The sequence below is a fragment of the Streptomyces sp. NPDC005017 genome (genome assembly GCF_042873115.1).
Taxonomy (GTDB): Bacteria; Actinomycetota; Actinomycetes; order Streptomycetales; family Streptomycetaceae; genus Streptomyces.
In genome coordinates, this window is sequence record NZ_JBIALD010000006.1 from 182,947 (window position 1) to 201,331 (window position 18,385).

Sequence of the window (18,385 nt, forward strand, 5' to 3'; positions counted from 1 at the left end):
CAAGCTGTGCGTGCCCACCCCCGATTCCAGGAGGTCACCATGACCGCAGAGCCCGCAGAGCCCGTATCCACGGACGGTTCGGAGTCGGCGGCCCCCGAGACGCCCTCTGTGGCGCCGGACAGCGACGGCAACTACGACCTCAAGCGCAAGTTCCGAGAAGCCCTGGCCCGCAAGCGCGGCGCGCAGGCTGACTCGGCGGATGCCGCCACCAACCCCAACGCCTCGAAGGTGCGCGCGGCGCACGGCCCGGCCGCGAGCCAGCGCTCGTTCCGGCGTAAGAGCGGTGGCTGAGCCGGTCGTTCCCGGGATCCGGCCGCCCTGCCAGAACTCCCAGCACCACCCGTTCGCGCGCCCCGCGCAGGGGCTCGCGCACGGATGCGATCACCAAGAGGGGTCCGACTGCGGGCTCACGCCTGATCCGCACGCCGCACCGGGAGAACAGCAACGGGTGCTGCGGACGGGCAGGCGACGAGGGGCTCAACCGGGCCTCCCCCTGCGGCGCCAAGGCCACGACGCTCGCGCCGACCGCTTCGGGCCCCACGAACTGCGTCTCAGCCCGGTCCGCACGGGAGCAGCGAGATCGCGGTCAGCGACACGGCCGTCCACACGAATCGGTCGGCGGGTCGAGCGCTCCGGCGAGGGAGAGCGGCGGCGATGACGATGCCCGCGACCGAGAAGAAGCCGGTCACGACGGCGAATCCGGGCAATGGAGTCGTCTCGCCGCCGTCGGGGATTTCGAAGTCGACGCCGGCGGACCGGGCAAGCACCGCGGCGAGGGTGGTGGCCACCATCGCCGCGAGTGTGGCGACCAGTCCGGTGCCGACGAGCCCGCGGAGGCGTTGGCAGGGGCGGCGCACGGTCCGGCCCGGCGCCTGCCCCTTCGCCGACGGGTGACGGTTCTGGCACCGGGGGTGACGACGCGCACCCTCGCCGTGCGACGGCCGGGGTTGCGCAGGGCGCGAACGCCCAGGCCGCGGAGCCAGAACCCCGCGTCGCGCCCCAGGACCGGCCCGGGCGAGCCGTCGCGCGGCTCCAGCGGCACCCGCCCGTGGGTGAGGACACCGAACGCGTCGCACCACTCCGCCGCGGCCACCGGCACACGCTCGCCGCCGCGCAGCGCGAGCGTCCGCACCGGCTACTCCGTGCCGTCCGCGGGCAGGCGCTCCGGCAGCCCGAGCCTCGGGAACCGGTCGTCGTGGAACGTGACGATCTCCGTGATCGCCCCGCCGGTGACGCGCAGGACGTCGATCGTCAGCGGCAGGTACGCGTCCTCCCGCTCCCGCCAGAGATAGAAGGCGACGGCGGGCTGCCGGTTCACGGAGGTGGGGACGCCGCGCAGGCCCTTCATGCCTTCGAAGCCGCCCTCGACCCAGTCGTTCACCACCGCGTCGCGGCCGATGTGCAGGCCCGGCGTGGGCGGCATCGAGCTCCGGACGTCGTCCCGCAGCATCGCGGCGAGCGCCGGGACGTCGGTGGCCACGCTGGCGTCGGTGTAGCGGCGCACCAGCTCACGCGTCCCCGCGTCCCGTTCGCCGTCGGTCCAGTCCTGCCGTTCGGCGGGCAGGTGTTCGCGCATGCCGGCGCGGGCCCTCTGCAGCGCGCTGTTCACGGAGTTGACGGAGTCCCCGAGGAGCCCCGCGACCTCCTTCGCCGGCCAGCCGAGCACGTCCCTCAGGATCAGCACGGCCCGCGGGCGCGGCGCGAGGTGCTGGACCGCGACAAGGTACGCCAGCTCGATAGTCTCCCGCGCGACGGCGAGGGTCTCCGGCTCGTCCGCGTCGCCCGCGGGCAGCTCGTCGAGCAGGCGGTCCGGGTAGGGCTGGAGCCACAGCACCTCGCCGCCGGTCGCGGGCTCCGGACGGCATCTGGCGAGCAGGTCCAGGCAGGCGTTGGTGGCGATCCGGTACAGCCAGGCCCGGAACGTCGACCGTCCCTCGAACGTCTCCCGTCGCCGCCAGGCCCGCAGGAACGTCTCCTGCACGGTGTCCTCGGCGTCCTCGAACGAACCGAGCATCCGGTAGCAGTGCACGTGCAGCTCCCGCCGGTGCCGCTCCGCCAGCCCCGAGAACGCCGACTCGTCGGCCTCGCCCAGACCGCTCACGCCCAGCTCCTCCAGCAGCGTCTCCGCACTCATCACGTCATCCTTCCGCCTCGTCGTGTCCCTTCGTACGTGTGACGGGCGGGGGCGCGAAAACTCATCACCGAGGCTGTCCCGCGAGTACGGCCGCACTCCGAGCGGGACCGGCTGCGAGCCGTGAGCGGGGGCGCGTCCCTGCGTCCGCCTGCGCTTCACGGCGAGGAGTTCCTCCTGGCCGGGCCTGGTGGAGCGGTGGTTCGCCGCGCTGGTGCAGGGGCAGCCCGGCGGGGTGTCCACCGCTCCGTCCCGGCTCTCGTACCGCGCCTGGACACTCGCCGAGTCGCCGCACACCGCCGACGAATCCCGGCTCCACGGCACCCTGCACGACACCATCACCTACGGCGTACCGGACGCGACGGACGAGGACCTGCAACGCGGTCCCCCGTCTGACCCGCCTGCACGGCGCGGTCGGCGAGCGCGGATCGGGCCTGTCGGACGGGGAGCGCCGGCGCATCGTCCTGGCCCGTGCTCTGCTGACCCTCCCGGCCCTCCTCCTGCTCGACGAACCGACCTCCCATCTGGACGCCGCCGACGAGGCCGCACTCATCGCGGCCCTGCGGGAGATCAGCCGGGAGTGCGCCGTGCTGGTCATCGCCCACCGGCTCTCCATCGTCCAGCACGCCGACCACATCATCGTCCTGGACGACGGCCGGGTCGCCGCCCGCGCCGGCACGAGGAACTCCTGACGACCAGCACTACCTATCGCACCCTGGCACCGTCGGCCAGACACTGCGAACCGCTGCCTCCCCCGATGGCACAGAGGCCTCGCCGCCCCGCCAGGTGCCTGTCGCACGTTGACCTTCTGCATCGCACCCAGGCGACTGTCAGCGCGGATCAGCGCGCGTCGATGCCTATGCGCCTGGGCGGTCCGCGCGACTATGCGCCGGGGCGGTCCGCGCGGTGGCGGTGACCCGGCAGGAGCTCCTGCACCTTGGCCTTGAGGCCCTGGCGGACCATGCCCGCCCGGTCGCTGTCGCCCTTGAGGACCGAGGTGGCGGCGGCCTCGATCTGGTCGAGGCTCACGTGCGGCGGGATCGGCGGCACGGCGGGATCGGTCACGAAGTCGAGGACGACGGGCCGATCGGCGGCCAGCGCCGCCTGCCACGCTCCGACGACGTCGCCCGGCTTCTCGATCCGGATGCCCTCCAGCCCCACCAGGCGGGCGAAGTCGGCGTAGGAGACGTCGGGGAGCGACTGGGAGGGCAGGAACTGCGGGGCGCCCTCCATGGCGCGCATCTCCCAGGTCACCTGGTTGAGGTCCCGGTTGTTCAGCACCGCCACGACGAGCCGGGGATCTTCCCACTCCGGGTAGTACTTCGCCACGGTGATCAGCTCGGCCATGCCGTTCATCTGCATCGCCCCGTCGCCGACGAGGGCTACGGCGGGCCGGTCGCCGTGCGCGAACTTGGCGCCGATCGCGTAGGGCACGGCGGGGCCCATGGTGGCGAGCGTGCCGGACAGTGAGCCTCGCATCTCGCCGCGCAGCCTCAGATGCCGGGCGTACCAGTTGGCGGCGGAACCCGAGTCGGCGGACAGGATCACGTTCTCCGGCAGCAGATCGCTGAGCGCGTGGACGACGTACTCCGGGTTGACCGGGTCGGCGTCGACCGCGGCGCGCCGCTGCATGACCTCCCACCAGCGTGCGACGTTCTTCTCGGTCTGCCTGCGCCAGCTGTGGTGCTTCGCCGGTTCGAGCAGAGGCAGCAGCCGGGTCAGCGTCTCGCGGGCGTCGCCGACCAGGTTGACCTCGAAGGGGTAGCGCAGGCCGACCATGTGCGGGTCGATGTCTATCTGCACCGCTCGTGCCTGGTCGAACTCCGGCAGGAACTGGGTGTAGGGGAAGGACGAGCCGATGACGAGCAGGGTGTCGCAGCGCATCATCAGCTCGTACGAGGGCCGGGTGCCGAGCAGGCCGATGGAGCCGGTGACGTAGGGCAGGTCGTCGTCGAGGGCGTCCTTGCCCAGCAGTGCTTTGGCCACGCCCGCGCCGAGCCGGTCGGCGACGGCCATGACCTCCTGCCGGGCTCCGCGGGCGCCCTGTCCGACCAGGATCGCCACCTTCTCACCCGCGTTCAGCACCTCGGCGGCACGGGCGAGGTCCTCGTCGCCGGGCACCGGGGCGCTGACGGACATGCCGAGGCTGGAGGGCACCATCTTGAACGCGTGCCCGGGCGGTGAGTAGTCCAGTTCCTGTACGTCGGCGGGGACGATCACGGCGGTGACGGTACGGCGGGCCAGGGCGGTGCGCATCGCCCGGTCCAGCACGTTGGGCAGCTGCTCCGGGACCGTGACCATCTCGCAGAAGTCGGAGGCGACGTCCTTGTACAGGCTCAGGAGGTCGACCTCCTGCTGGTAGGAGCCGCCCATGGCGCTGCGGTCGGTCTGCCCGACGATCGCGACGACGGGTACGTGGTCGAGTTTGGCGTCGTACAGCCCGTTGAGGAGGTGGATGGCGCCGGGCCCGGAGGTGGCGGCGCACACGCCGACCCTGCCGGAGAACTTGGCGTAGCCGACCGCCTCGAAGGCCGACATCTCCTCGTGGCGGGACTGGATGAACCGCGGTTCGTCGTCGGCGCGGCCCCAGGCCGCGAGCAGACTGTTGATGCCGTCGCCCGGGTAGGCGAAGACATGCTCCACCTCCCACTCGCGCAACCGCTGGAGAATATGGTCGGCGACCTTCTGCGACATGCTCGTAGACCCTTCCGGTAGCTCCTGCGCAGTGCGGAAGGGAACCGGATGGGGCGGGCCGTGCGCCCCGGCTTCGAACGCGGCGGCGACCACGACGTGTCCGTGGCCGTCGCGGGGGCGTGCCCGCTTCGTTCCCTCCCAAGCACCGGGAATCGTCACCGGGTACCCCACCTGCGCCGGGCAACCGCCACCGCTGCGGGCGTCTTACGGGGTGGTGAGGAGGGAGTCGTCCTCGGGCCGGGCGCCGGGCAGTCGATGGCGTGCCGCTATGAGGGCGGCGTCCACGTCCCTGGTGCCGGTCGACACGCACAGGGTGTAGGCGACGTCCTCCATGCGCTGCCGGACGGCTTCGCTCCCTTCTTCGGCGTGCAGGAGACGCAAGGCCTCGTACTGTCGTATCAGGTTCTGCAGCACGGCTGGGTGTGCCATCAGCATGGGAACCTCCTGGTCGCCGGAGTGCCACGTTCCGTACTTCCGCTGCGTGCCCCGAATACCGGTGGCCAATCCTGATCACCGCGGGGCGCGCGGGCAGGGGCCGTCAGGTGGTGGTCGTCGATCACCGGCGGGCGGCGCGCCTCGACGGAGCCGCCCCTCGGGGCGCGACGCCGCGTATGGACCCGATCGGCGAGGGCACTCGGTGCCCACGCCGCACGCGACCGTGCCCCCGTCATGCCAGGAAGGATTGCCTCATGAAGGACGACAAGCGACAGAACCCGGTCGAGCGGCACCCCCAGCCGGACTTTCGCAGTCAGGATCAGGAGCCCCCTGGCTGGACGGGTGCCATGGACCCGCCTCCGGACCACGGAGAGGACTCCTACCGCGGCAGCGGGCTGCTCCAGGACCGCAGGACCGTCATCACCGGAGGCGACTCCGGTATCGGACGCGCGGTCGCCCTCGCCTACGCCCGGGAAGGCGCGGACGTCCTGTTCACTCACCTGGCGGAGGAGGCCGAGGACGCGCGGGAGACGGTCCGCCTCGTCGAGGACGCGGGCCGCAAGGCGATCGCGGTGCCCTGCGACATCCGGGAAGAGGAGCAGTGCCGTGCACTGATCGAACGGGCCGTCGACGAGTTCGACCGGATAGACGTCCTGGTCAACAACGCGGCTTATCAGATGTCCCAGCCGGAAGGCATCCAGAGCATCTCGACCGAGCAGTTCGACCGGGTCGTGCGCACGAACCTCTACGGCATGTTCTGGCTGTGCAAGATGGCTCTGCCGCACATCCCCGCCGGTGGCTCGATCATCAACACCACCTCGGTGCAGGCGTACAAGCCCAGTCCCCATCTCCTCGACTACGCGACCACGAAGGGGGCGATCGTCACTTTCACCCAGGGCCTGGCGCAGATGGTCGTCTCGGACGGCATCCGCGTCAACGCGGTGGCGCCCGGGCCGGTGTGGACGCCGCTCATCCCGGCAACGCTCCCGGACACCAAGGAGTTCGGCAAGCAGGCACCGCTGGGCCGGCCCGCCCAGCCCGCCGAGATGGCACCCGCCTACGTCTTCCTCGCCTCCGAGAACGCCACCTTCATCACCGCGGAGATCCTCAACGCCACCGGCGGCACCCCGCTCCCCTGACGCATCCGCCCCGAAGCCCAGGGGGCCGGCGCCACCGGCGCGACCGCTTCCCTCGACAGCCCCGCGTCAGGTGTGGACGCGGCTGTTGGCACCGTCGTGGCCGTCGGCCTGATCGTCGTCGAACCAGTGGCCGCCGGCCGCCAGGTAACGGAAGGCGTGGCTGCCGCCCACGGGCAGGACGACCTTGGCCGCGCGCATGCCGTCACCACGGGCCTGCATCGGGTGCGCGGCCGGGTTCCAGTGGTTGAAGTCCCCCACCACACTGACCGGCCCGGCCGGGCTGTCGGCCGGCAGAACGAAGGTGACCTGCGTACGGCCCTTGACCTTTTTGCGTTCGAGCACCGAGGACTCCCGTAGACGAAGCGAGACTGAGACCCGGGCATCCTCGCCCGGCCGTTCTGGCCTCCACCCCGTACACGCCGTCCGGCCCGCCGACAGTCACCCGGCCGGTGGCGGACGGCCGGCTACCGCTGGGGGTCGGGGTGCCACTCGGCCATCAGGATGGTGGCGTCGTCGAGCAGTTTGTGCTGCTGGTGGCGCATGAGTTGCTGCAGGAGGCGGCGCAGGGCTTCGGGGGCGGGTTCGCCTGCCGCGGTGGCGCGGATGACGGTGTCGGCGAGGCGCTGTTCGCCGAAGAGGTCGCCCTCGGGCGAGCGGGCTTCGGTGACGCCGTCGCTGTACAGCAGGATGCGGTCGCCGGGCTGGAGGCGGGCGCGGTGTGTGGTGGGAGGCGTGCTGCTGTGGAAGTTCCAGCCGAGCGGCAGGTCGGGGGGCCGTTCGAGGATCCGCAGGATCTGCCCGTCCCGCAGCAGCAGGGGCTGGGGGTGGGCGCAGTTGACCCAGGTGAGGGTGCCGTCGGTGACGTCGAGGTCGGCGATGATCGCGGTCATGAGCCGGTCGGTGAACCACTCGTCCAGGATCTCGTCGATGTCGGTGACGATGTCGGTGAGCCGGCCGCCGGAGCGGCGGGCGGCTCGGCAGGCCGCCAGAGCGGCCGCGCTGGCTCCGCCGGAGGCGAGGTCGTGCCCCATGGCGTCCAGGAGCGTGAGGTGCAGGCCGTTGTCGGTGAAGCTGTGGTCGAAGGCGTCGCCGCCGACGTTGTAGGCCGGCTCCAGCACGGCGGTCGAGGTGACCTGGGCGGTGCCGATGGTGCGTGGCGGGAGGAACGCCCACAGCAGCTCGGCCTGGACCGTCATCGGCCGCCGTCGCTCCGCTTCGACCAGCAGGTCGCTGTGGGAGGACTTGGACACGAGCAGCAGCGCGGTCACCCCCGCGAGGGCCTCGCAGCCGGCGACGGACAGGTCGGGTCCGTGGGCCTTGAGCACGCCCAGGCGCTCGACGCCGTCGACCATCGGGATCCACGCGGTGGTGCCGTCCTGTGTCAGGTACGTACGTTCCATCCGGTAGGCCAGTCCGGCCAGGGACGTGTCGATCTCCAGGCTGGGCTCCGCGGCGGGCACCGGCTGTGGCAGGGCGACGAGCCGCGTCTGCTGGAGGTCGGTGACGTACACGCCGGTACCCGTCAGACCCATGCTCCGGCCGGTGTCGAAGACGAGCCCGGCGAGTTCACGGCCGGAGATCAACTGCGAGCGGGTCACCAGACCGGCCAGGAAACTGTAGTCCGCTGCCATGCCAGGACCTCCCTTCGCGGTGGACCGGGGCACCGGCAGCGCGTGCCCATGCCGACCGGCCCCCTGTGCCCGTACCGGGTGCCCAGGACGGGCCGCGCTCATTGCTGCGTCATCCGCGAGGCTCACGATCTCGTCGGCCCACGGCCGGCCTGGACCGGCCCGGACCAGGCGACTGCCCGCTTCTGGGTGCCGGGCGATGTCCCTGAGAGACCTCGGTGTCGGCCGCTTGCGAGCCGACCTGAGGGTTTCACCCAGGTGGGGGTGGTGCGAGGCCCGGGTTCCGGGCGGGCGAGTACTGTCCGTGCGAGCCACCGGCCGGCCTTCGCCGCCATGACGGCAGCTGTCTGCCACATCGTCGAGGAACAGTCCCGTACCGCGGCGAAACCTCACTCGGCTGCGATCGCCTCCGGATGCAGCCCCGCCTCCCCCACCACGCGGATGCCCGTCCTCTCCCCCGGCCGGGCCGAGACGGGGCCGGCGACGCGGACGCCGACCGGGGTGTCGTGGCCCTCGACGGCGACGGTGACCATGGCGTCGTGGCCGTAGTAGCAGATGTCGGTGACCGTGCCGCGTACCGTGCCTTCGGAGTCCGCGTCGGCCAGGCGCAGTTGTTCCGGGCGGAGGAGCACGGTGCCGGTGCGCAGGCCGTTGGGCGGGGGTGTGACCGGTACGGGGCCGAGGGCGGTGCGGGCGGTGCCGTCGCTGTCGACGGTGGCGGGGAGCAGGACGGCGTCGCCGACGAAGTCGGCGATCCAGGGGGTGGCGGGGCGGCTGTAGAGGTCCTGGGGGGTGTCGCACTGGGCGACCCGGCCGTTGCGGACGACGGCGACGAGGTCGGCGGTGGACAGGGCTTCCTGCTGGTCGTGCGTGACGAGCAGCGCGGTGGCGCCGGTTGCGCTCAGGGCCGCGCGTACGTCGGCGCGTACCCCTGTGCGCAGGGCGCTGTCGAGGGCGTTGAACGGCTCGTCGAGGAGCACGAGTTGGGGGCGGGGGGCCAGCGCGCGGGCGAGGGCGACGCGTTGCTGCTGTCCGCCGGAGAGTTCGTGGGGCATGCGGTCGCCGTAGCCGGCGAGGCCGACCAGGTCGAGCATCTCCCCGGTGCGGCGGCGTCGTTCGGCCCGGTCGGTGCGGGTGAGTCCGAACGCGACGTTGCGGGCGACGCTGAGGTGGGGGAAGAGGGCGCCTTCCTGGGGCACGATGCCGATGCGGCGGCGTTCGGGCGGCAGGTGGACTCCGGGGCCGACGAGGAGCTGGTCGCCGAGGCGGACCGTGCCCGCGTCGGCGCGCAGGAATCCGGCGACGATCCGCAGCATGGTGGTCTTGCCGCAGCCGGAGGGGCCGAGCACGGCGGCCAGCGCCCCTGCCGGGACGGTGAGTTCCAGGTCCCGCAGGACCGGTTCGCCGGTTCCGTAGGACTTGGTGAGTCCCTGGATGTGCAGTTCGTTCACTTCCGGTGCCTGCCCAGGAGGTAGGAGGGAATCGCGGCCAGCAGGATCAGGGCGGCGGCGTAGGGGGCGGCGGCCGCGAAGGATCCGGCGCCGGTCTCGGTCCAGAGCCGGGTGGCGAGGGTGTCCATGCCGGTGGGGCGCAGCAGGAGGGTCGCGGGGAGTTCCTTCATGCAGACCACGAAGGTGAGGGCGGCCCCGGCGGCCACGCCGGGCGCGGCGAGCGGCATGGTCACCTCGCGCAGTACCTGCCACGGGCGGCGGCCGAGGGAGCGGGCCACGTCCTCCAGGACGGGTGGTGCCTGGAGGACGGCGGCGCGGGTCGCGGCCACGGCGACGGGCAGGAAGAGGACGGCGTACGCGCAGACCAGCAGCGGGAGTTGCTGGTAGAGCGGGTAGGCGTAGCGGACGGCGAAGAAGACGAGGGCGAGGGCGACGGTGATGCCGGGCAGGGCGTGGCCGGCGTAGGCCGCCTGTTCCAGCAGCTGTGCTCCGCGGCCCTTGTACCGGGCGGCGATCACTCCGACGGGGAGCGCCAGAGCTGTGGTGAGGGCGGCGCCGGCGGCGGCGACTCCGAAGGTGGCCCAGGCGGTCTCCGCGAGGCCGCCGAGGTCCCAGGTCGCCGAGCTGCCGACGGCGAGCCAGTAGCCGAGGGTGCCCAGCGGGAAGGCGACGGCGACGGCGGTGACCGCCGCGCACCACAGCAGGGCGAGGGGCCGCCAGCGGCCGAGGGCGAGCCGGGCGGGCGGCCGGGCGGTGCCGGTTCCGGTCCTGGCGTGGCCGGCGCGGCCGCGGGTGCGGGCTTCGGCGGCGACGAGGGCGACCGTCATGACCACGAGGACGACGCTCAGGGCGGCGGCGGGGGTGCGGTCGAAGGAGGCCCGGTAGGAGGTGTGGATGGCCCGGGTGAAGGTGTCGTAGCGCATCAGGGAGACCGCTCCGAAGTCGGAGAGCACGTACAGCGCGACGAGGAGTGCGCCGCCCGCGGCCGCCGGCCGCAGCTGCGGGAGCGTGACGCGGAGGAAGGTCCGCAGCGGGCCGTGGCCGAGGGAGCGGGCGGCTTCCTCCTGGCCGGGGTCGATGCCGCGCAGTGCGGCGGCGACCGGCAGGTGGACGTAGGGGAAGCTGACGAGGGTGAGGGCGAGTGCCGCGCCGCCGAACCCGGCGAGGCCCGGCTCGGCCGAGAGCCAGGCGAACGCGGCCACGTAGCTCGGGACGGCGAGCGGCAGTGTGGCCAGTACCGACCAGGCACGGGCGCCGGGCAGTTGGGTGCGCACGGTCAGCCAGGCCAGTGATACGCCCAGTACCAGGCAGGCGGTGACCACCACGGCGGTCAGGCCGAGGCTGCGGCCGAGCAGGTCGAGGGTGCGCTCGTCGGCGATGACGTCCCAGGCGAAGGCCGGGCCGCGTTCCAGGGCGCGGACGCCGAGGTAGCCGAGCGGCAGCAGGGCGAAGAGGGCCGCGACGCAGGCGGGGACGAGCAGGACCAGGGGCGGCCTGGTCCTGCCCTGCGCGCCGAACGGGCGCGGCACCGCGCGCGCGGACCGGCCCCCGCGCCCGGGTGGGGCGGGGGCTGCGGTCCGGCGTGAAGTGGTGGGTGGGGTGGGCACGGTGGGGTCAGACCAGCCCGACGTCCTGGAGCATGGCCAGCGTCTCCTGGAGCGATTCGAGCTTGCCGAGGTCGATGTCGGGTGATTCGAGCGAGTCGAACGGCGGCAGGCCCTCCACCTTGCTGGTGACGCCCGCGGCCAGCGGGTACTCCTTCGTGGTGTCGGCGAAGTAGGTCTGCGCCTCCTGCGACAGCAGGAAGTCCACCGCCTTCTGGGCGGTCGCGTTCTGCCCGCTGTCCTTGAGGATGCCCGCGCCGGCGACGTTGATCATCGCGCCGGGGTCCTGGCCCGGCAGGAAGTGCAGCCGGGAGTTGACCTTGTCCTCGCCCTTCTCGGCCACTCGCTCGTACCAGTAGTAGTGGTTGACCAGGCCGAGTGAGACCTCGCCGGCCTCGACGGCGTCCAGGGTGGCGAGGTTGTGGGCGTACGTCTTGGCGCCGTTCGCCTTGAGGTCCTCGAGCCACTTGCGGGCGACGTCGTCGCCCTTGAGGACCCGCATGCCGGTGACGAAGGCCTGGAAGGAGGCGTTGGTGGGCGCGAAGCCGACCTTGCCCTTCCACTCCGGCTTCACGACGTCGAAGACGCTGTCGGGGGCCTTGTCCTCGGTGACCTGGTCGGGGTTGTAGGCGATCACGCGGACGCGTCCGGAGAGGCCGACCCAGTCGCCGCCGGAGCCGCGGTACGCCTCGTCGACCTTGCCGAGCGTGGCGGTGGGCAGCTTCTGGAGCATGCCCTCCCGGGACAGGGCGCCGAGCGCGCCGGCGTCCTGGGAGAAGAACAGGCCTGCCTTGGTGCGGTCGCCCTCCTCCAGGATCTGCGCGGCGAGTTCGGCGCTCTCGCCGTAGCGGACCTCGACCTTGGTGCCGACGGCCTTCTCCAGCTTGTCGAGGATCGGCTTGACGAGCTTCTCGTTACGGCCGGAGTAGATGACGAGGGCGTCGCCGCCCTCGCCCCCGCTGTCCTTGTCGTCCGCGCCGCACGCGGCGAGAGCGGGGAGCAGCAGACCTGCCGCGAACAGCGCGGTGATCCGGCGGACCGAGGGGCGTCGCATGGTGTGTGCCTTCCTACGAGGCTCGCGGCGAAGCGATCCTGTGAGGTTTCTGTGGCTTGTTTCTGACCATGCTATGAATAAGGTAAAGCTTACCTAATCGTCAAGGGCTCTGAGTCCGCAGCGGACGTTACCGTGGAAAGGGCGCCCCGTGATCCACCTCTCAGGATCCCTCCCGGCACCTGCCGCCCCCTACACACCACCCGCAACATGGCCGAAAACGGTGCCCTTCGCACGCCGTCTCGCGGCCCACGGCGACCGGCTCGCGCTCCTCACGCCGGACGGGGAACTGTCCTACCGCGATCTGGCCGAACGGGTGACGGCCACCGCCGAGCGCCTCGGACCGGTACGACGGCTGGTGCTGCTGGCCGGCGCCAACCGCACCGACGCGCTCGTCACGTACCTCGCCGCCCTGTCGGCCGGCCACCCCGTCCTGCTCGTACCCGGCGACAACGACACCACGATCCGCTCACTGACCCAGGCGTACGCCCCCGACGTCGTGGCCCGCCCCGGCGCCGACGGAATTTGGACCCTGGACGAACGGCACCCCGAGAGCGCCCACACCCTCCACCCCGACCTGGCCCTGCTGCTGAGCACCTCCGGCTCGACCGGCTCGCCCAAACTCGTGCGGCTCTCCCACGACAACCTCCAGGCCAACGCCGAGTCCATCGCCACCTACCTCGGCATCGACGACACCGACCGCGCGGCCACCACGCTGCCCATGCACTACTGCTACGGCCTGTCCGTCATCCACAGCCATCTGCTGCGCGGAGCCGGGCTGATCCTCACCGAGTGGTCGGTGTCCGAAGCCGCCTTCTGGGACGAGTTCCGCGCCGCACGCGGCACCTCCCTCGCCGGCGTGCCGTACACCTTCGACCTGCTCGACCGGGCCGGCTTCGAGCACATGCCGCTGCCGCATCTGCGCCGCGTCACCCAGGCCGGGGGACGGCTGGCGCCCGAACGCGTCACCCGTTACGCCGAACTGGGCCGCCGCTCCGGCTGGGAGCTGTTCGTGATGTACGGCCAGACCGAGGCCACGGCCCGTATGGCCTACCTCCCGCCGCACCTCGCCGCCGAACGCCCCGAGACCATCGGCGTACCGATACCCGGAGGGTCCTTCCGGCTCCAGCCGGTCGACGGCCACGGTCCGGACGTCGGTGAACTCGTCTACTCGGGGCCGAACGTCATGCTCGGCTACGCCGACAGCCCGGCCGCCCTCGCCCTCGGCCGGACCGTGCGGGAACTGCACACCGGAGACCTCGCCCGGCACACGCCCGACGGGCTCTACGAGATCGTGGGCCGCCGCAGCCGCTTCGCGAAGATCCTCGGACTGCGCGTCGACCCGCAGCAGGTCGAGACACTGCTGAGGAACCACCAGGTCACCGCGTACTGCACGGGCGACGGAGAAGCGCTGGCGGTGGCCGCCCTCGCCGAGGACGGCGACGCGCCCCGGATCCGACGGCTGATCGCGCGGCAGTGCGGCCTGCCGGCCCGCGCGATCCGTGTCCGCGTCCTACCCGAACTCCCCCGCCTGGCCACGGGAAAGCCCGACTACGAAGCAGTACGACGACTCACCCGGCCCGAGCCGGAGGCACCGGAGGAGTCCGGCACGGACGAGGACCTCGGCCGTCTCTTCGCGGAGATCCTCGACCGCCCCGACGCCACCGAGGACAGCACCTTCGTCAGCCTGGGCGGCGACTCACTGTGCTACGTCGAAATGTCCCTGCGCCTGGAAGAGACCCTCGGCCATCTGCCCACCGACTGGCACACCAGGACCATCGGTGAACTGCGGACCCTGGCGGCACCCACGACGCGAAGACCGCACGGGCAAGGAAGACGCGACGAGCCGCAGACACCACAGGCCCGGCGGACCGCAGGACCGCTGCACGCGCTGCGCCGCTGGACGAGCCCTCAGGTCTGGCGGACCCGCCGCACCCTGGAGACCGGCATCGCCCTGCGCGCGGTCGGCATCGTCCTGATCGTCGGCTCCCACATCCAGCTCTTCAGCATCAAGGGCTTCGCCCACATCCTCATCGGCGTCGCCGGCTACAACTTCGCCCGCTTCCAGCTCAACGACACCGCGCGTCGGGAACGGGTCCGGCATCTGTGGCGCAGCATCGCCCGCATCGCGGTACCGAGCATGGTGTGGATCACCGGGGCCGTGGTCCTCACCGACTTCTACGACCCGGCCAACGCCGTACTCCTCAACAGCCTGCTCTCCCAGGGGAACGACCGCTTCGACTGGGCCTACTGGTTCGTGGAGGCGCTGGTCTACTACCTCGTCGCCCTCGCGGTCCTGCTGGCCGTACCGCGGCTGGACCGGCTGGAGCGGCGGTACGCGTTCGGAGTGCCCATGGCGCTGATGGGCCTGGCCCTGGTCGGCCGCTACGACCTGCTCGGGCTGGCATCCGCCCGCCCCCAGCTGAGCCCCTCGGTCGTCTTCTGGCTGTTCGCCCTGGGATGGGCGGCCGCGAGAGCCGGCACCGTACGCCAACGCGCCCTGCTCACAGCCGTGCTGCTGCTCACCGTCCCCGGCCTGTTCCAGGACCAGCCGCTGCGCACGGCGCTCGTCGTCGCCGGGCTCGGGCTGCTGATCTGGGTGCCGACCCTGCCCAGCGTCGGCCCCCTCAGCGCCCTCGCCGGTGTCCTGGCGAGCAGTTCCCTCTTCATCTACCTGACGCACTACCAGGTCTACCCCTACCTTCAGGACAGCTTCCCCCTCACCGCCCTGTTCGCCTCCCTCGCGCTCGGCGTCGGCTACGCGGCCGTCGTGACCCGCGCGACACGCAGACTCCGGCGGGCGATATAGGGACGAGGCACTCCGTCACGGGTGCTGAGCGGGAAGCAGACTCGCGAGTTCGGGCGCGAGACGCCGGATCTCCGCCAGATCCTCGTGGTCGGCCGCCACGCGCAGTTTCCTCAGGTAGGTGTCCACGGCTGCGGCGTCGGGAACCTCGTCCCGCAGCCGCTCCCACACGAGCTCCAGTGCGGTCACGTCACCGGCGACGGCGCCTTCGTCACCGGCGTCCGTGTCGATGCCCAACTGCCGTGTCCAGAGGGCGAGCCGGTCCCTGTCGACCGTCGGCACGGACTGGTAGCGGAGCCGCAGATCCGTCACGTCCTGGGCGACGCGCAGAGCGGGACCCACCGCCCGCGCCCCCGCCCCGGCCCTCTCCAGAGCGACGAGGTCCCGTTCCGTCTGCCGCTCCAGCAACTCGGCAACGGTGTCCGAGGCCCGGTAGGCGTCCCACGCGGCACGGACCTCACGGACGGTGGCCTTCCCGGGCGACTCGTGCGCCGCGACGGCCGCACGCTCCAGGGCGGTCAGCCGGTCCGGCAGCGGCCCGGGCTTGGTGTCGGTGGGCACCGCGAGAGCCACCGCCTCCAGGTCACCGCCCTCGGCGCCGGTCGAGAACTCCCCGTACCCCGGCGCGAACACCTTGTCCTCGGTCGACCCGTCCATGTGCAGTTCGCGGACGGTGATCGCGCCGTCGACCTCGCCGTAGGGGCCGTCGACCGGCTGGTCCACGGCTCGTACGGTGACCTCCTCGAACACCTTCCCCGGGAGGTTCTCGGGGCGGTACACGTCTCCCTTCTCGGGAGCCGCGGGCATGATCATCGCCGGTGGCGCGTCGTCGCGGCCCGCCCGCCAGGTGCCTTCCATGTCGGCGACGACGCCGCTCTCGTAGTTGAAGACGTCCTCGCCGAAGTACCAGACGGACCCGTCGTCGGCCTGGGCGTACCAGTCCAGGGCCACTTCCTGGATCCGGCCGTCGGAGAACGCCACGTACTGACTGACCAGCGTCTCGACGGAGCGGCCGTCGTACGCGATCTTCTTCGTGCCGGGCAGCAGGCTGACCTCGGTGCGGAACGGCTTGTCGTCCACCTGTCCGCCCATGACGATCTGTCGCAGTTCACCGGTGGGGTGGAGGGGGTTGGTGATCCGGGTGGGGTGTGTGAAGCGCGGCTCCGCGAGGTCGACACGCTCCTCGGCCGGGGCGAGGGGCAGGCACGCGTCTCCCGTGCGGCCGGTGTCCTCGTCGACGACCCGCACACATTCGCTTCGCCCGGCCCCGCCTTCCGCGGTGTCGGCGGCTTGCGAGCACGCGCCGGCGAGGAGCGCGGCGGCGGACACGCAGACTCCGGTCAGCAGGAGGTGACGGTCGGTGTCCATGGGTGCCTCCTTGGGACGTGGCCTGCGACGAGCGTCCCACCGACCCTCTGAACAGGCGCTGAACGCACCTGAACGCGGCGTCAGGCGGTCCGGGACGGAGGAATTCAGCGCGGATCGTGGTGGCTGGTGCCGCGCGCCGAGCCGTTCAAGGGCCGGCCGGCAAGACCAGCGTGAAGCGTGCACCGCCCAGCTCCGGCGCCGTCCCCACCGTCACCGTGCCCTCGTGCGCCGCCACCAGCTCCGCCACGATCGCGAGCCCCAGGCCGGCCCCGCCCGCTCCCCTCGCGCGGGCCTCGTCCAGCCGTACGAAACGGTCGAAGACCCGGGTCCGCTCGCCCTCCGGCACCCCGGGACCGTCGTCGTCCACGTCGAGCCGTACGGTGGCGCCGGCCGTGCCAAGGGTCAGGGCGACGCGGGAACGGGCGTGCCGGGCGGCGTTCTCACCGAGGTTGCGCACCACCCGGCGCAGGGCGTCCTCGTCGCCCAGCACCCGCCCGGCGGAGACCCCCGTGCTGTCGACACGCGGACCGTCCTGCCGCTCACGCAGCCGCCGGGCCTCCTCGAAGACCAGATCGTCCAGGTCGACGGGGCGCCGCGACAGCCTGATCGCGTCCTCGTCGGCCCGGGCGAGGAGAAGGAGATCGTCGACGAGACGCTGCATGCGCACCGCCTCGTCGAGCACCGTGCCGGCCAGTGCCGTGGCATCGGTGCGCCCCGGATGGGCGAGGGCGACCTCGGCGGACTGCCGGACCGTGGCGACGGGCGACCGCAGTTCGTGGGAGGCGTCGGAGACGAAGCGCCGCTGCGCGGCCTCGGCGCGGGCGACCCTCCGCAGTGTCCGGCCCACCGCAACCCAGGTCGAGGCGGCCGCCAGCACCAGCAGGACCGGCAGGCCGACGAGCAGCATCCGGGTGACCGTGGACGTGGCCTCGGCGACCCCGGCGGGCGTACGGCCGTCGAGTACCGTCAGGCTCCGGTCCCCGTCCTGTGCCGTCACGGCCACGACCAGGAAAGGGTCCTCGTCGAGCGGGGTGTCGACCTGGGTACTGCCGCCGTGCCCCAGCCGGGCCAGGGCCGGCAGTCCCTGGATGTTCGCGCTCGCCGCGACGACCTTCCCCTGCCGGTCGACGACCTGGAGAAACTCCTCGTCCGGGTCGGTGACGGTGACGGCGGGCACCCCCCGGCCCTCCTCGATGACCTGGGCCACCTCCCGGGCACGGGTCCGCGCGGCGTCCCGTACGTCGTTGCTCAGCTCGATCCGCAGCAGGAGCACCAGGACGGTGCCTCCGGCGATCAGCGCGAGGCCGACCGCGAGGACGGCGATCAGCGTGGTCCGTACGCGCACCGCCCACAGGCGCCGCTGCTCATCCGCCATCCGGCACCAGCCGATACCCGTGCCCGCGCACGGTCCGCAACGAGTCTCGCGCGAAGGGGCGGTCGATCTTGTTGCGCAGGCGCCGCACGTACACCTCGACGATGTTCGGGTCGCCTTCGAAGTCGTCGCCCCAGACATGGTCGAGGATGGTCCGCTTGGTCACGGCCTCGCCCGTCCGCCGCATCAGGAACTCCAGCACGGCGAACTCCCGTGCCGTGACCTCGATCCGCCGTCCGGCCCGGGTCACCGTGCGGGCGGCGGGATCCAGCCGCAGATCGCCGGCCATGAGAACGGCGGGCCGCTCGTGCGCCTCGCGCCGCAGCAGTGCCCGCAGCCGGGCGAGCAGCACGGCGTACGAGACGGGTTTGGTGAGGTAGTCGTCGGCACCGGTGTCGAGGCCCTCGACCTCGTCCCACTCGCCCTCCTTGGCGGTGAGCATGAGGATCGGCGTCCAGTCGCCCTCACCGCGCAGGGTCCGGCAGACCCGGTAGCCGTTGAGGCGCGGCAGCATGATGTCGAGCAGGATCGCGTCGTACGTGTTCTCACGCGCCATCCACAGGCCGTCCACTCCGTCGAGCGCGACGTCCACGGCGAACCCCTCGGCCTCCAGCCCGTCCCTCAGCCCGGCCGCGAACCGCTCCTCGTCCTCGACGACCAGCACCCGCATACGGTCCACGCTACGGAAGCCCTCCTCGGTGGCAAA

General features: G+C 72.1%; 15 protein-coding genes and 1 pseudogene. 4 read left to right on the forward strand and 12 right to left on the reverse strand.

Annotated features, from left to right (window positions below):
- The first annotated feature begins 39 nt into the window (after positions 1-39).
- Positions 40-291 (forward strand): DUF5302 domain-containing protein, encoded by a 252-nt coding sequence (locus ACFYR0_RS11680; RefSeq protein ID WP_389325048.1) that lies wholly within the window; start codon positions 40-42, stop codon positions 289-291.
- A gap of 260 nt (positions 292-551) precedes the next feature.
- Here ACFYR0_RS11680 and ACFYR0_RS11685 read toward each other — a convergent pair whose 3' ends face one another.
- Together ACFYR0_RS11685 and ACFYR0_RS11690 are read right to left on the reverse strand one after the other, a co-directional pair.
- Complete coding sequence (locus tag ACFYR0_RS11685; protein WP_389325051.1) at positions 552-791, reverse strand: DUF6069 family protein; 240 nt, start codon at positions 789-791, stop codon at positions 552-554.
- 344 nt (positions 792-1,135) lie between these two features.
- The gene (locus ACFYR0_RS11690) at positions 1,136-2,134 is read right to left on the reverse strand and encodes an RNA polymerase subunit sigma-70 (protein WP_389325054.1); all 999 of its coding nucleotides are present in this window, start codon (positions 2,132-2,134) and stop codon (positions 1,136-1,138) included.
- Between the two features lie 38 nt (positions 2,135-2,172).
- Between ACFYR0_RS11690 and ACFYR0_RS11695 the strand changes: the two are divergent.
- A pseudogene (locus ACFYR0_RS11695) lies at positions 2,173-2,592 on the forward strand (hypothetical protein); the annotation flags it as partial.
- Positions 2,593-3,013: 421 nt separating this feature from the next.
- Here the strand turns inward: ACFYR0_RS11695 and ACFYR0_RS11700 are convergent.
- Positions 3,014-4,825: a thiamine pyrophosphate-requiring protein gene (locus ACFYR0_RS11700; RefSeq protein WP_389325057.1), complete on the reverse strand. Its 1,812-nt coding sequence runs from the start codon at positions 4,823-4,825 to the stop codon at positions 3,014-3,016.
- Positions 4,826-5,029: 204 nt separating this feature from the next.
- The gene (locus ACFYR0_RS11705) at positions 5,030-5,260 is read right to left on the reverse strand and encodes a DUF5133 domain-containing protein (RefSeq protein WP_389325060.1); all 231 of its coding nucleotides are present in this window, start codon (positions 5,258-5,260) and stop codon (positions 5,030-5,032) included.
- A 254-nt stretch (positions 5,261-5,514) separates the two neighbouring features.
- Between ACFYR0_RS11705 and ACFYR0_RS11710 the strand changes: the two genes are divergently transcribed.
- Positions 5,515-6,399 (forward strand): SDR family oxidoreductase, encoded by an 885-nt coding sequence (locus tag ACFYR0_RS11710; RefSeq protein WP_389325062.1) that lies wholly within the window; start codon positions 5,515-5,517, stop codon positions 6,397-6,399.
- Positions 6,400-6,465: 66 nt separating this feature from the next.
- Here the strand turns inward: ACFYR0_RS11710 and ACFYR0_RS11715 are convergent, their stop codons facing one another.
- From ACFYR0_RS11715 to ACFYR0_RS11735, 5 genes are all read right to left on the reverse strand, one after another.
- Complete coding sequence (locus tag ACFYR0_RS11715; RefSeq protein WP_389325065.1) at positions 6,466-6,741, reverse strand: isoamylase early set domain-containing protein; 276 nt, start codon at positions 6,739-6,741, stop codon at positions 6,466-6,468.
- 122 nt (positions 6,742-6,863) lie between these two features.
- Entirely contained in the window at positions 6,864-8,030 is a 1,167-nt protein-coding gene (locus tag ACFYR0_RS11720; protein ID WP_389325068.1) for a PP2C family protein-serine/threonine phosphatase, read from the reverse strand.
- Between the two features lie 386 nt (positions 8,031-8,416).
- Positions 8,417-9,478: an ABC transporter ATP-binding protein gene (locus ACFYR0_RS11725; RefSeq protein WP_389325071.1), complete on the reverse strand. Its 1,062-nt coding sequence runs from the start codon at positions 9,476-9,478 to the stop codon at positions 8,417-8,419.
- Positions 9,475-11,007, reverse strand: coding sequence for an ABC transporter permease (locus tag ACFYR0_RS11730; protein ID WP_389325074.1), 1,533 nt, complete (start codon positions 11,005-11,007; stop codon positions 9,475-9,477). The genes ACFYR0_RS11725 and ACFYR0_RS11730 overlap by 4 nt, the downstream gene beginning before the upstream one ends.
- 85 nt (positions 11,008-11,092) lie before the next feature.
- A complete protein-coding gene (locus ACFYR0_RS11735; protein WP_389325077.1) occupies positions 11,093-12,136 on the reverse strand; it encodes an iron ABC transporter substrate-binding protein in 1,044 nt (347 codons plus the stop codon).
- 220 nt (positions 12,137-12,356) lie between these two features.
- Here ACFYR0_RS11735 and ACFYR0_RS11740 point away from each other — a divergent pair, with 220 nt between their 5' ends.
- Positions 12,357-14,942, forward strand: a complete 2,586-nt coding sequence (locus ACFYR0_RS11740; protein ID WP_389325080.1) for an AMP-binding protein — start codon at positions 12,357-12,359, stop codon at positions 14,940-14,942.
- Between the two features lie 15 nt (positions 14,943-14,957).
- Here ACFYR0_RS11740 and ACFYR0_RS11745 read toward each other — a convergent pair whose 3' ends face one another.
- The 3 genes from ACFYR0_RS11745 to ACFYR0_RS11755 form a co-directional block, all read right to left on the reverse strand.
- Positions 14,958-16,307: a hypothetical protein gene (locus tag ACFYR0_RS11745; RefSeq protein ID WP_389325083.1), complete on the reverse strand. Its 1,350-nt coding sequence runs from the start codon at positions 16,305-16,307 to the stop codon at positions 14,958-14,960.
- A gap of 145 nt (positions 16,308-16,452) precedes the next feature.
- Positions 16,453-17,682, reverse strand: a complete 1,230-nt coding sequence (locus tag ACFYR0_RS11750; protein ID WP_389325086.1) for a sensor histidine kinase — start codon at positions 17,680-17,682, stop codon at positions 16,453-16,455.
- The gene (locus ACFYR0_RS11755; RefSeq protein WP_389325454.1) at positions 17,672-18,349 is read right to left on the reverse strand and encodes a response regulator transcription factor; all 678 of its coding nucleotides are present in this window, start codon (positions 18,347-18,349) and stop codon (positions 17,672-17,674) included. Before ACFYR0_RS11755 ends, ACFYR0_RS11750 begins: the two co-directional genes overlap by 11 nt.
- Positions 18,350-18,385 lie beyond the last annotated feature (36 nt).